Source organism: Pseudomonas sp. FP2300 (genome assembly GCF_030687595.1).
Taxonomy (GTDB): Bacteria; Pseudomonadota; Gammaproteobacteria; order Pseudomonadales; family Pseudomonadaceae; genus Aquipseudomonas; species Aquipseudomonas bijieensis.
Map to the genome: position 1 here is coordinate 2614822 of NZ_CP117440.1, position 13944 is coordinate 2628765.

The 13944-nt window shown below is 51.4% G+C and carries 11 protein-coding genes and 1 pseudogene; 7 read left to right on the forward strand and 5 right to left on the reverse strand.

The features are described from left to right. The first annotated feature begins 20 nt into the window (after window positions 1–20). The 6 genes from PSH86_RS11725 (at window position 21) to folD (ending at window position 8011) form a co-directional block, all read left to right on the forward strand. Entirely contained in the window at window positions 21–1112 is a 1092-nt protein-coding gene (locus PSH86_RS11725; protein ID WP_305489885.1) for a YCF48-related protein, read from the forward strand. Continuing rightward, window positions 1109–3541 (forward strand): RND family transporter, encoded by a 2433-nt coding sequence (locus PSH86_RS11730; RefSeq protein WP_305489887.1) that lies wholly within the window; start codon window positions 1109–1111, stop codon window positions 3539–3541. The genes PSH86_RS11725 and PSH86_RS11730 overlap by 4 nt, the downstream gene beginning before the upstream one ends. Next, on the forward strand, window positions 3538–4296 hold the full coding sequence (locus PSH86_RS11735; RefSeq protein WP_305489889.1) for an SDR family NAD(P)-dependent oxidoreductase: 759 nt from the start codon (window positions 3538–3540) through the stop codon (window positions 4294–4296). The genes PSH86_RS11730 and PSH86_RS11735 overlap by 4 nt, the downstream gene beginning before the upstream one ends. Before the next feature lie 624 nt (window positions 4297–4920). Continuing rightward, window positions 4921–5790, forward strand: coding sequence for a formyltetrahydrofolate deformylase (gene purU / locus PSH86_RS11740; protein WP_305489891.1), 870 nt, complete (start codon window positions 4921–4923; stop codon window positions 5788–5790). A gap of 37 nt (window positions 5791–5827) precedes the next feature. Further along, on the forward strand, window positions 5828–7087 hold the full coding sequence (locus PSH86_RS11745; RefSeq protein ID WP_305489893.1) for an aminomethyl transferase family protein: 1260 nt from the start codon (window positions 5828–5830) through the stop codon (window positions 7085–7087). A 30-nt stretch (window positions 7088–7117) separates the two neighbouring features. Beyond that, window positions 7118–8011, forward strand: a complete 894-nt coding sequence (folD, locus tag PSH86_RS11750) for a bifunctional methylenetetrahydrofolate dehydrogenase/methenyltetrahydrofolate cyclohydrolase FolD (RefSeq protein WP_305489895.1) — start codon at window positions 7118–7120, stop codon at window positions 8009–8011. A gap of 389 nt (window positions 8012–8400) precedes the next feature. Here folD and PSH86_RS11755 read toward each other — a convergent pair. After that, a pseudogene (locus PSH86_RS11755) lies at window positions 8401–9353 on the reverse strand (2Fe-2S iron-sulfur cluster-binding protein). Then, entirely contained in the window at window positions 9350–10414 is a 1065-nt protein-coding gene (locus PSH86_RS11760; RefSeq protein ID WP_305489897.1) for an aromatic ring-hydroxylating dioxygenase subunit alpha, read from the reverse strand. The pseudogene PSH86_RS11755 and the gene PSH86_RS11760 overlap by 4 nt, the downstream one beginning before the upstream one ends. Window positions 10415–10624: 210 nt before the next feature. Between PSH86_RS11760 and PSH86_RS11765 the strand changes: the two genes are divergently transcribed. Continuing rightward, window positions 10625–11296, forward strand: coding sequence for a GntR family transcriptional regulator (locus PSH86_RS11765; protein WP_305489899.1), 672 nt, complete (start codon window positions 10625–10627; stop codon window positions 11294–11296). An 86-nt stretch (window positions 11297–11382) separates the two neighbouring features. Here the strand turns inward: PSH86_RS11765 and PSH86_RS11770 are convergent, their stop codons facing one another. The 3 genes from PSH86_RS11770 to leuC form a co-directional block, all read right to left on the reverse strand. Then, window positions 11383–11553: a hypothetical protein gene (locus PSH86_RS11770; protein ID WP_305489901.1), complete on the reverse strand. Its 171-nt coding sequence runs from the start codon at window positions 11551–11553 to the stop codon at window positions 11383–11385. Window positions 11554–11820: 267 nt separating this feature from the next. After that, window positions 11821–12453, reverse strand: coding sequence for a 3-isopropylmalate dehydratase small subunit (gene leuD / locus PSH86_RS11775; protein WP_305489903.1), 633 nt, complete (start codon window positions 12451–12453; stop codon window positions 11821–11823). Further along, window positions 12450–13859, reverse strand: a complete 1410-nt coding sequence (gene leuC, locus PSH86_RS11780; protein ID WP_305489905.1) for a 3-isopropylmalate dehydratase large subunit — start codon at window positions 13857–13859, stop codon at window positions 12450–12452. Before leuC ends, leuD begins: the two co-directional genes overlap by 4 nt. Window positions 13860–13944 lie beyond the last annotated feature (85 nt).

Here is a 13944-nt window from a genome sequence, read left to right on the forward strand (position 1 = left end):
CTTTTTCATCGGTGAATTGTATGTCTAAGAAAAAAGTAGGACAAATCGCGACAGCAATCTTGCTGAGCTGTATGGGGTGTTTCGCCCATGCAGATGTGCTCTCGTTGCCTGAAGTGCTGAATGAGCCAAGTGTCGCAGCCAATCATCCGGAAAAGGGTTATCTGCTCAGCGTTGTCAGAGCGGGTGATCGTCTTGTCGCTGTTGGTGAAAGTGGGCGAGTGATTCTTTCCGATGATAGTGGTAAGACCTGGCGCCAAGCTGAAGTCCCTGTGAACGTTCTGCTGACCCAAGTACGTTTTGCTACTGCCAAGGAAGGTTGGGCGATCGGCCATCTAGGTGTGGTTTTACATACTGCAGACGGTGGCGACAATTGGGATGTCCAACTCGATGGCGTGAAGGTTGCCCAACTGTTTGTGGAGCAAGCGCAACGCGAAATATCCCAAAAAGGCGATCAAGATGAGGATGCTACAAAAGCCCTTCATCAAGCTGATTTCTTGCTACAGGACGGCCCAGATAAACCTTTTTTAACTATGCGAGTAGAAGATGCCCAACGGATTACCATTTTTGGTGCGTTTGGCATGGCGTTGCGTAGTCTTGATGGCGGAAAAACCTGGTTGCCATTGCAGACGAAGAATTTCAACCCAGGATCGCTTCACTACTATGGTAGCGCTTCGCTCGGAGGGCATGACCTTGTCGTAGGCGAGCAAGGCCTACTTATTCGCAGGCTCGATAGCGGCATTTATCAATCTATGGATCAGCCATATTCCGGCACTTTCTTTGGTGTCATTATGAGTGACGGCGTCTCGGTGGCGTTTGGTTTGCGGGGTAATGCAGTTCGCTCACTTGATCAAGGTGAAAGTTGGCAGCAGATAGAAACCGGGACTTCCGCATCTATTCAGGGCGGTTTGGCTCTGAAAGATGGGCGCATTATTCTCCTTGCTGAAAATGGTCAGATCGTAATGGGGAGTCAGCATTCCGATAATTTCCATGCTCTCGATAGACAGCTTGCGCCAGCCGCGGAAGCGATTCAGATCAGCGACGATCAATTATTGTTAGTTGGCCCAAGTGGGGTGCAGACCCTAAGTCTGTCGGCAGGGGAGTCCGCACAATGAAAGTCGAAATTCAAAACTCAAACGAGCCTTTTGATCCTGCAGCTGGGACAGTTTTGGAGCGAGTGTTATTTAGCAATCGTGGCCTGATCGTGCTTCTGTGCCTGCTCGTGACATTGTTCCTGGCTTTCCAAACGCGACATTTGGAGTTGAACGCAAGTTTCAAAGCCGTAATCCCAAATGATCACCCATATATCCAAAACTATCTTACGCATGAGGATGATCTCAAAGGATTAGGTAACAGCCTGAGAGTCATTGTTGCCACCGACAGTGGCAATGTTCTTGACCCGAAATACTTGGGCACGCTGCAGAAGGTCAACGATGAATTGATACTTCTTCCGGGCGTTGAGCGCTCCTTTGTCCAATCACTTTGGACGCGCGGCGTTCGGTGGATGGCTGTAACTGAAGAAGGGATCGACGGCGGCCCAGTCATGCCTGACTCTTTTGATGGGTCAAAGGCAAGTGTGGAAGAGCTTCAGATCAACATCATGCGATCTGGAATTGTCGGGCGCCTTGTAGCTTCGGACTTCCGCTCTAGTGCGATTATCGTTCCATTGCTGGATTACGATGCCCAAGTTGAGCAAGCACTCGATTACGGCTTGCTTTCGCATCGTCTCGAGACTATCCGAGCCAAGTATCAGAAAGACGGGATTAGTATTCACATCGTTGGCTTTGCCAAGGTCATGGGTGACCTGATTGACGGCCTGCTCCAGATCCTATTCTTCTTTGGGATCGCGGTAGTCATCGCTACGGCAATGGTTTTTTGGTTTACACGTTGCCTGCGTAGTACCGCTATCGTGGTGGCCTGCTCATTGATCGCAGTGGTATGGCAGCTCGGGTTTCTGCCTATGATTGGCTTTCGCCTCGATCCTTATTCGATCTTGGTGCCGTTCCTCATCTTTGCCATCGGGATGAGTCACGGTGCGCAGAAGATGAATGGTGTAATGCAGGATATTGGTCGTGGTATGCATCGCGTGGATGCAGCCCGAAACACCTTTCGCCGTTTGTTTATGGCTGGTTTTACTGCGCTCGTTTGCGATGCGGTCGGTTTTGCAGTTCTGATGCTGGTAAATATCGAGGCAATTCGCCAGTTGGCGATCACTGCGAGTATCGGTGTAGCAATCCTCATTTTTACCAATCTGATTTTGCTTCCAATTCTGCTGACTTACACCGGCGTGAATAAACTGGCAGCTGCCCGAGCGTTGGCTCAGGAACAGGCAGCGTTGGGTTCGCCAAACGGTTTCTGGCGGTTCCTTGATCTTTTCACTCAACGTCGTTGGGCGGCGTGTGCAATAGCGGTTGCAATTGCACTGGCGATTGGTGGAGCAGCCATTTCCACTCACCTTCAAATCGGTGACTTAGATGCTGGAGCGCCGGAGCTTCGTGCTGACTCTACTTACAACCGTGACAATGACTATCTGACCAAGCACTACGCAACCAGTAGCGACCTATTGGCGGTCATGATTACCACACCAACAGACAAATGCGCTGACTATGCGACCTTGGTGAAGATGCGTACGCTTCAGCAACGGTTGGAGCAGCAGCCAGGTGTGGTACTCAGCAATTCCTTTGCTGACTTGGCGAAGCAGTTGGGTTCTGCCTTCAACGAGGGAAGCTTTAAATGGGCTGAGATTGTACCTAACCAGCGCGTGCTCAACTCCATTGTGACTCAAGCACCAAGGGGATTGTTTAACGAAGACTGCAATCTGCTCTCGTTATACGTCTACCTGGCTGACCACAGAGCTGCCACTTTGCAGGGGGTTGTTTCAGAGATTGAGAGCTTTGCTCAGGAGCACAACACCGACGATGTGAAGTTTCTCTTGGCTGCAGGTACTGCCGGCATCGAAGCCGCCACAAATCAGGTAGTGAAGCACAACAACTACCTAATGTTGTTTGGTGTGTATGCGGCAGTGGTCTTGTTAAGCCTGCTCGCATTCCGCTCTTGGCGTGCCGTGCTCGTTGCCGTACTTCCTCTGTTGCTAACCAGTATTTTGGCTGAGGCATTGATGGTCATTCTGGGTATCGGCCTCAAGGTGGCAACGTTGCCAGTGACAGCTCTGGGTGTTGGTATTGGCATCGACTACGCACTCTACATCCTCAGCGTTACGTTAGCTTGCCAGCGTGCTGGTGCCGATCTCTCTGAGGCCTATGCCAGATCGCTTCTGTTTGTTGGGCGGGTGGTGATGCTTACTGGCCTGACGTTGGCTGCCGGTGTTGCTACCTGGATGTTTTCACCGATCAAGTTCCAGGCAGATATGGGCTTGCTGCTGGCATTTATGTTCTTGGTCAATATGTTTGGAGCCTTGATCTTGCTGCCTAGCCTGGCGGCGTTTCTTCTGCCGGGTACAAAAAACAAAGTTGAGGCTTCTCAATCTGCAAGCAAGCAGGAGGTAGAAAAACAACATCGTTATATGCTTAAGGAGCAAGCATGAGCAATATAAAGTTCGACTTCTCTGGCATGACGGTATTGGTAATCGGTGGTACCTCCGGTATTGGATTAGCCACGGCAGACCTTTTTGCAAACGCTGGTGCTCGAGTGATGTTGGCGGGCCCCGATGAAGTACAAGGCCATGAAGTTGTATCGAACCTCACCGGAGACGTTTCTTTCCTAGCAGTTGATGTACGGGATGAGGCTGCGATCGAGACACTCATTAGAGCAACGGTTGAGCGTTGGGGACGCATCGATATCGCCATCAACAATGCTGGTATCGAGGGGCCGTTTGGCCCCGTGGAAACACTCTCTGCGGAGGATTGTCAGCGCATATTGGACATCAATCTAAAGGGAATCTGGCATGGCATGAAGTACCAGATTTTGCAAATGCATGTTCAAGGCGGCGGCGTCATTGTAAATACAGGCTCCAGTGCGAGCCTTCGTGCTATTTCCAACGTAGCGATGTACAGCGCCAGCAAACATGCCATCGCAGGGTTAACCAAGGCAGCGGCGGTGGAGCAGGGTAGGAGCGGTATCCGCATTAATGCGGTTGCTCCTGGCCCAGTACGCACAGGGTTGTTGGAAAGGATGGTAGGCGGACAAATTGCTCTTGATGACATCGCCAACATAGTGCCAATGGGACGGATTGCCGATCCATCAGAAGTCGCTACTGCTATCGCTTGGCTAGCTTCCGATGGAGCGTCGTTTGTCACTGGTCATATACTTGCAGTAGACGGTGGGCTTACCATCGCCTAGCCATTTTTAGTGATAGAGGATACATTGATTTCGCCCCCATTTCGGGGGCGAACTGCCAGCCTCGAATTTTTTCAACGACGCTCTTCGTGGTTCTCATTCGGCATTTGGTTTGATCGCCGCTGCGATTACACCCTTATTTTCTACGATACTTTTTTATTACCGTTTCAATGTTGGCCGCGGAAGAGGCGGCTGGTCGCTAGCTTTCTAAAGATAGGTTCAAACCTACCTTGGAAAGGATCAAATAAAGGCTGAAATCCTTCCCTTGTGGAGCGGCGAGATGAAAATAATAAAAATGTTCGTTGTAGTATTTTGTGTGGCTTTGTTCGTTATCGTATCGGTGGGTGCGTTGCCCACCCGAAAAGAATACCGCCCTACAGGTGTAGCATGCCTGAATCCTCACTACCCATGTGCAAGTCTGCCCCAGGGTTTTACGGGATGGCCAAATATTCCATAACTAAAGTTTGTGTTGGTTACGACTGCCTCAGGCGATTTCATCGCGTGTATGTTTTGTGCTGACCTCACTCAGGTAGCCGGCAGTTCACAACCTAGCAATTCAGCGAGCAGGCTGATGTATTTTTGCGTGCCCGAGGTATTGGTTTCAGTAGTGCTTTAGGAGTATTAAACTTGAACGGCGAAAAATATATTATGCTGCTCTCTTGCCCGAATAAGGCGGGTATTGTTGCTGCTGTTTCCAGCTATTTATTTGAACAGCGTTGCAATATTCTTGATGCGCAGCAATTTGATGATATCGACACCAATCGTTTTTTTATGCGAGTGGTTTTCGATTCCCTTGATCCTCAGGTTTCCGTCTCCCTGTCTGAAATTAAGGAAGGCTTTGAAGCAATTGCCGATCACAACAATATGGAATGGTCATTGCGTGCTCAGACTGAGCGCAAGCGCGTGATGCTCCTGGTTTCCGGCTTTGACCATTGCTTGCGTGACCTACTTTATCGGAGCCGGATCGGCGAGTTGCCAATGGAAATCTCTGCGGTAGTGGCGAACCATCCTCAGGAACGGTATCGCGGCGTAGATTTGCAGGGCATACCTTTTCATTACCTCCCCGTTACTCCTGAGACCAAGGTCGACCAAGAGGCAAAGCTCTGGGATCTTGTGCAGTCGACCAAAACAGACCTCGTTGTACTGACTCGTTACATGCAGATTCTCTCCGATGACCTTTCACGCAAGCTGGAGGGACGTTGCATCAATATTCATCACAGCTTCCTTCCCGGCTTTAAGGGTGCTAAGCCCTATCACCAGGCTCATGAACGAGGCGTGAAGTTAATTGGGGCAACCTCCCACTTCGTCACCTCGGATCTTGATGAAGGCCCAATCATCGAACAGGACGTAGAGCGTATCTCACATCGTGACTCTGCGGATGATTTGGTACGTAAGGGGAGAGATATCGAACGTCGTGTTTTGGCTCGGGCTGTCCGCGCTTATCTTGAGGATCGTGTCATTCCTAATGGACGTAAAACGATCATCTTTGAAGGGTAAGCCCTAAATAATAGTTCGTGATAAAAGGAGAAGCCAGATGTTACCAAAAAATTTTAGAAAAACCCCTGAGGGTTACTTTACTTCTCGCTGGGGTATGCCGGAATACACCGATTGGTTGGATGAAAGCATGTCTTGGAAAAATAGTTGCTATATCGGCGATTGGTCTTTCCTTTGGCAACGGCGCTATCGTGGACCAGATGTCCTGAAGTTATTCTCCGATACTTCAATTAATAGCTTTGCCAAGTTTGACATAATGCAATCCAAACATGTAACCCACTGCAATCGGGACGGGAAAGTCATTCACGAGGGTATCTTAAGTCGGTGGGGTGAAGACGACTACATGCTTTTCGGTCGTGGTAGTTTTCTCATGGATTTCCACTTGCGTAAGGGCAACTATCGAGTTACTTCAGAAGTTGTCGAGGGTTTCAACTTTCAGGTTGCAGGTCCTCACGCAGCCGCTGTAATTGCGAAGCTGACAGGCGTGTCTTTGCATGATATCAAATTCATGCATTCTCAAGTGGTCAAGATTGCGGGGCACGACGTGTATGCGCTGCGTCAGGGCATGTCGGGTGAACCTGGAGTTGAACTTCAAGGCCCAGCCGAGCACGCAGCCGAAGTTTATGAAGCTGTATGGCAAGCAGGCCAGGAATTTGGCATGCGAAAGCTGGGTGGTCGTGCGGCAGTCATCAACCATCTTGAAGCTTGCTTTCCAACCATCGTCACCGATTACCTCCCAGCAATCTTCAGTGAAGACATGGCTGAATATCGGGCGGAGTTTGTGGCCGGTCTGCCGGCGTTCGCATCGACGTTCAATGTCTCTGGTAGCTTCGAAGCAGATGACGTAAGTGCTTGGTACCGCAGTCCAGTAGAACTGGGATGGGGGCGCAACATTAAGTTTGATCATGACTTCATCGGCCGCGAGGCGTTGGAGGCTGAAGTCGCAAATCCGCGCCGCGTGATTCGAACCTTGATTTGGAATCCTGATGACGTTCTGCAGGTGTTCGCCTCATTGTTCAAAAAAGGTGAGCACTACGCATTCATGGAATGGCCGCGAGATCAGCGTGGATTCATGTACGCCGATAAGGTTCTTCTCGACGGTCGTGAAGTTGGTGTATCGACTTCGCGTGGCTACAGCTACTTCTTCCGCGAGATGCTTTCTCTCTGCGTCATTGATGTCGCATCGGCAGAGATTGGAACTGAGGTGACAGTTGTTTGGGGGAACCCGGGAGAGCCACAGCTTCCGATCCGCGCCACCATTGCGCGGGCTCCTTACAAGACTGATAACCGCCGTACTTGAGCGGTTTTAGCGACAACTGGCGGAATGAAAATGTCAGCTCAATTGATTGATGGAAAGGCTACGGCATTGCGATTGCGTGAACAGGTCGCAGTCGAAGTACGTGATTTCGCAGATCAATACGGTTACGCGCCTGGTCTGGCAGTAGTTCTCGTTGGTAGCGATCCGGCAAGTGACGTGTACGTTCGGAACAAGGTAATAGCGACTGAGGCTGCCGGTATGCACTCCTTCGAATTTCGACTGCCTGCCGATGTAGCCGAAGAGGAGTTGCTGAGTCGCATCGATAGCCTCAATGCCGACGAGTCTGTGCATGGGATCCTCGTGCAATTACCTTTGCCTAAAGGAATTGATGTGAATCGAGTAATCGAACGCATCGATCCGAATAAGGACGTTGACGGTTTCACCGTTACCAACACAGGTCGTCTGGCTGCTGGCTTGGAGTCACTTGTGCCTTGCACGCCAGCGGGCGTGATGCTGCTAATCAAAGATGTTCGCCCCGAGCTTGTGGGATTGAGCGCATTGGTCGTAGGAGCCTCCAACATCGTGGGCAAGCCTATGGCCCGACTGCTTTTGAAAGAACGCTGCACCGTGACAATCGCTCACAGCAAGACCATAGATCTCCGAGAGCGGTGCCGGGAGGCGGATATCTTGGTGGTGGCAACAGGGATTCCGCAGATGATCTCGGGTGGATGGATAAAACCGGGTGCCACGGTCATTGATGTCGGAATCTCTAGAATCAATCTTGAAGATGGCCGTACTCGATTGGTCGGCGATGTGGATTTCGATGGTGCATGCAAAAACGCGGGTGCCATCACTCCTGTGCCTGGTGGAGTAGGGCCGATGACGATCGCCTGTTTGCTTGTGAACACACTCATCGCTGCGAAGCGCCAGATCGAATCGTCTTCTCTCAGGCAAGTCGCGGTGTAGTTTTTAGTGCTTCGTTGCGCAGGCCCGTAAGGGCCATTTTGAGGCAGTCTTTCGACTGCCTCTTTTTTTTATGCGCCAGGCATGACGCGTCACGCGCTAGCGCAACCAATCTGGCTGTGGTGACATTGCTGGTGACGTGAAGGTGGAAGTCCTTTGAACGGCTTCAAAAAGCTCTGGTGTCAAAGCTAATACTGCGCTGGTGATAAAGCTTCACCAATCGATGGATAGAAGCGCTGCCTTTTGTTGATCTCAATCGTATAAAGAATGCTGGTAGTCGTGAGGCATCATTTGGCCAGGCATTCAAGTTTGCGCGCGATTGAAAAAACCAAGCCCCACTCAAGAGCGGGGCTTGTTTGAAACGCAGGGCAGCCTTCACTGCTTATTTTCGGTTAAAGATCCAAGACAAGGCAGGCAGATTTTGCTCTAGAGCAACATGGCGTGAACTGATCGTTCTTTGCTCTCTCTTCCGGGCTAAGGTAATAGTCCCGGTGATCCGGCTCGCCATCCAAGATCTTCGTGACGCAGGTTCCACAGATACCCTGTTCACAAGAGAACGGCACGCAGATGCCACCTCCATCCAAAATCTGGATTACGGTTTGATCCGCGGGCACTTGGAGCACTTGGCCAGTGCTTTGGATTTTCACTTCGAAGCTACCGTCATCGCTTTTCGATGTCGGAGCTGCGGCGAAGTATTCCTTGTGCAGGTGTGATTCGAGCCACCCATTCTCTCTTGCAGTACCCAGAACGAAGTCCATGAAACCTGTAGGGCCACACACATAGATATGGCTGTCCTTGGACTCCTGGGTGAAAAGCGCTGGGGCATTCAGTTTTTGATCGGCTGCGCCGGAGTCAAAGTGGAAGTGCACCCGATCTGCAAAAGGAAGTGTTTTTAGCTTTCTTACGAACGCTGCTTTTTCCGCAGCCCGGGCACAGTAATGCAGCTCGAAGTCCAGATTATTCTGAGCCAGGCGTTGAGCCATGCTTAGTATCGGCCTAATTCCGATTCCTCCAGCAAAAAGCACGCTGCGTTTTGCGCTCAGATCGAGAGGGAAGAGATTGCGAGGTTCGCTAATCTGGACGATCTGCCCTACACGCAGTTGCTCATGCACCGCGCTAAAACCACCACGGGAGGCTGGATCTTTCAGGATGCCAATGCAGTAGCGGTGGGTTTCGTCAGGATGGTTCCAAATGGAATATTGACGAATGATCCCTCCAGGCAAGTGGATGTCGATATGCGATCCGCATCGAAAATTGGCATCAGTTGCCCATCAGTACGGACTAACTCAACGCTGATGATATCGTCAGCCACAAGCCGAATTGCCGAAATCACGACTTGCATCATGATGCGCCACCTACGATGAGTTCTCGCTGCGAGGATTCTTTTTCAGCCGCAATAATTCGATCCAGAATCCGTCGAGATTGAACACCTCCGGCGTCGATGTTCAGTTTGAGCAGAGCGCGCTCAGGGTAGGCAATAATGTTGCGCTGTTGCTGCTCTAGCATGTCCAGGTCTTCAGAAAAGATTTTCCCTTGCCCGATACGGATGGTTTCGGTGAGCTCATCGTCCTGAGGTTTAAAGTTTCGCGCCATCCCCCAGAAGTACCAGATGGAAGTGTCTGTCTCAGGTGTGATGAAGTCGACGACGATGCTGCCCGCTTTGTGTGCTGCATCAGCGTCGTATCCACCCTTGCCGGCATGCGCGACTCCTACTTCGATTAGGACATGGCTGGGCGGCGAGAATCTGCAAATCTGCCATCGATCAACGGGGGCGTCGTCCGCCAGGCCATTGCCACGTAGTGCAGACTTCCAAAAAGGAGGAGCCATCACGTTTTCTAAGAAGCGGCTGGTAACTACCTCTTCACCTTCAACGCGTGTATTTACAGGCGCCTCGTCGATTTCTTTCTGACCGATGCTAGAGGCATGGACATACGTCTCATGGGTCAAATCCATGAGGTTGTCGATCATGAGTCGGTAGTCACACGCGATATGGTAAAGACCACCACCATATGCCCAGTCAGGGTTCTCAGCCCATTCAAGATGGTGAATGAGAGCGGGGTCAGCTTTTTCTGGTTCGCCTGGCCAAACCCAGATGAATCCATAGCGCTCTTCCACTGGAAAACTCTTGATGCATGGGAAGCCCTGAACTCGCTGATTCGGCATTGAAACTGTTTTGCCGTCACAGCCCATCACCAGTCCGTGATAACCACACACAAGCTTGCCATCTTCGACTGATCCAAGAGAAAGGGGAGCACCGCGATGTGGGCAAAAATCTTCAAGAGCCGCGACTCGGCCTTCGGGGCCTCGATAGAACACGATCTTTTCGTTACATACACGTCTGCCAAGCGGCTTCGTTGCAATCTCGTCCGGGGTGCAGGCTACATACCACGCATTTTTAGGAAACATCATCGGGCTCCTGTTGTTGTTCTCACTGGATCCAATGGTGGAGTGTTTGCTGCGCGCGTTAATACTATCTTTCGATAGCGAGATGGCCTTCGAATCGGCCATAAATCGAAGATTTGTCGGACTCTGTGGTTGCACATCCAAAGATAGGTGGGGTTAAGGTTCCGGTTGTGTAACGTCTAATTTATCTTCATTGGATCCAGCGGGTGGTATATGAGCGGGCCTGGGCAGCGTGTGTTGAGCTTGCTTAGAAAGATGATCATGGACGGCGAGTTGGTTGCCGGGAAAAGGGTGTCAGAGATTCCCACCGCGGAGCTGCTCGGAGTCTCACGGATGCCTATTCGAATGGCATTTCGAGTACTGGAGCAAGAGGGCTTGCTCGTTCGTCAAGGAGGCCGTGGTTTTACCGTGAGACCAACGTCATTGGATGATTTAGCTGGAGCAGTGGAGGTTCGCGGCGTACTGGAGGGGCTGGCTGCCCGGCAGGCCGCAGAACGAGGCGTTACCACAGAGGCCAAGATAGTCTTGTTGCAGTGTCTCGATCAGGGTGATCGACTGTTCGAGAAGGGCTACGTGACGGAAGAGGATCTGGCCGAATATCACGACATCAATAAGCGCTTTCATCAAACCATCGTCGAGGCAAGTGTGAACTCGGCAGTTGCAATGGCTCTAGCACGGAACTCTCACATACCATTTTCTTCAGTAAGCGCGCTGGCTGTGGATCGTGACAATTTGCGGCAAGAGTATCGACGATTCAATTTCGCGCACATGCAGCACCATGATGTCGTCGAGGCGATCTTACTAGGGCAGGGGAGCAGAGCAGAGGCCATAATGCGTGAGCACGCAAACGTGACCTTACGGTATGCACGCCTAATGCACGGATGATTAAATTCATACGCAGCGTTCAGTTACGGGCCGCGCCGGATTCGGAGCGGCACGCTCGTTCAGCGATTAGTTTTTGGTAGGCGCAGTCAGCCGATCCTGGCTGCTGAAGCCGACCATCCAGCCTGGCTACTCAGCGGGCATTGCGCTTGTTTCATCCAAGAGAGCGAGATCTGCGCTTTTTCTAATGTCAATTCTGTGGCACCCAGGGCGAGCTCTGAAACGAACAGGCCGGTACGGCCCAGCAGGCGATAGCGCATGAGGGAAAGTCCAAGCATTTCGATGTTGTTATGGTCGCCTTGCTCGGTGACATGGAAGCGAGCTGGTTCGAGTGTCAATCCGAGGGGATGGTGTTCACCTACCCAAAGATTGGGCGCAATCGGCCATCTCTAACACTGTTCCAAATGCCGCGACGCGATCAGATGAAACGCCTACGCGCGTGCTCAGGGTTTCCGCGCTACTGACGTGAGGTTATAAATGGTGTAATAAAAGTGGCCATTGAAGACTGGGATGTCCATCCAGTAGTCTCATAACCAAGGTAGGTCGCGCTGGCGTACCGCCTCGAACTCGCGAATTTTTTTGGCATGCTTGAGCGTCAATTCAATATCATCCCAGCCATTGAGAAGCTTTTGCCGCACGCTCGATTCAATGGAGAAAGAAATCTGTGTGCCATCAGGTTTTTTGACAGTACCAGTCTCTAGGTCGACACAAATTCTATACTCGTCGTGTGCACGTACTTCCTCGAATAATCGGTCGATGGTCTCTGCGTCCAGCGTTATAGGCAAAATTCCATTTTTTAAGCAGTTTCCTTGAAAGATTTCGGCGAAGCTTTGCGCAATGATGACCCTGAACCCGTACTCTAGAAGAGCCCAGGGGGCATGCTCACGCGATGATCCGCAACCGAAATTCGCCCGCGTTAGCAGAATCGACGCCCCTACGAATTTTGGCTGATTAAGTTCGAACTCCTGATTTAGCGGGCGTTTCGAGCAATCGATTCCCAAGACACCCGCGTCTAGATATCGCCACTCATCAAAAGCGTGCTGGCCGAAGCCGGTGCGCTTGATGGACTTCATAAACTGCTTTGGCAAGATTGCGTCTGTGTCGACATTGTTTCGGTCTAGGAGTGCCAGTTGGCTGGTTTCTCTCACAAACGGCTTCATGACATTACCTCTGAAACCTCGCTGAGGTGACCGGCCAACGCGGCAGCAGCGGCCATCGCCGGGCTTAGTAAATGACTTCGGCCACCCATGCCTTGGCGTCCCTCAAAATTGCGGTTGGAAGTTGAAGCGCATCGCTCCCCTGGGTTCAGGCGGTCGGCATTCATTCCAAGGCACATTGAACAGCCTGGCTCTCGCCACTCAAACCCAGCATCAAGAAAAATCGAATCTAATCCTTCCAATTCTGCCTGTCTTTTTACCGATCCTGATCCGGGTACTACCAAGGCTTGCAGAATACGGCGGGCGACTTTTTTGCCTTTTACGATCTGAGCCACTATACGCAGGTCTTCGATTCGAGCATTTGTGCACGAGCCAATGAATACCTTATCGATTTGGATTTCTCGCATCGGGGTACCAGGAACGAGATCCATGTATCGCAAGGCGCGTTCCAGTCCCTGACGCTTGATAGCATCCTGTTCAGTTTTCGGGTCGGGCACGTGGCCTAGGATGCTCACCACCATCTCTGGTGATGTTCCCCAAGTGACCATAGGCTTCACACGACTAGCATCGATGGTTACCGTGCGATCAAAAGTGGCCAGGTCGTCAGAATGGATGCTCCACCAGTAATCAACGGCAGCGTTCCAGTTCGATTCATCTGGAGCAAAGCGCCGACCCTTCAAGTACTCAATGGTCACATCGTCGACAGCAATGAGACCTGTTCGGGCGCCTGCTTCGATTGCCATGTTGCAGAGCGTCATCCGCGCCTCCATTGAGAGCTGGGAAATCGTGCTTCCCATAAACTCTATGGCATAGCCTGTCGCCCCTGCGGTTCCTATCTCAGCAATGATCGCTAATGCCAAATCTTTTGCATAAACGCCAAGAGGTAATTCGCCTTCAACCTTGATGGCGAAATTCCGGGACTTATGCATCAAAAGCGTTTGGGTGGCCAGCACATGCTCTACATCGGAGGTGCCAATTCCAAAGGCCAACGCAGCGAAGGCGCCATGAGTGGAGGTGTGTGAGTCTCCGCAAACGATAGTCATACCTGGTTGGGTTGCCCCGAGCTCAGGCCCAACGACATGCACGATTCCTTGGTCAGCTGCCTGAAATGGGAAATATGCCAGCGAGCCGCTCTCTCGAATATTGCGATCCAGTGCTTCGACTTGTTCTCGAGCCATTGGATCTTCAATGCCACGCTCCCAATGATCGGTGGGCGTATTGTGGTCGGCGGTCGCAATGATGCTTGCATGGGCCCATGCTTTTCGGCCAGCATCCCGCAGTCCTTCAAATGCCTGTGGGCTGGTAACCTCATTGATTAGATGGCGATCAATGTAGAGCAGGCATTCGCCACTGTCCTCTTGGCACACCACATGGCTGTCCCAAAGTTTGTCGTATAGGGTTGAAGGCATGTTCGGTTACCGTTTGAGCCAATCAAAAGCAATCTCGCCAGCAAAGCCCATTCGTAGTCCGGTTGGCATGGATGCATTCTGGAAA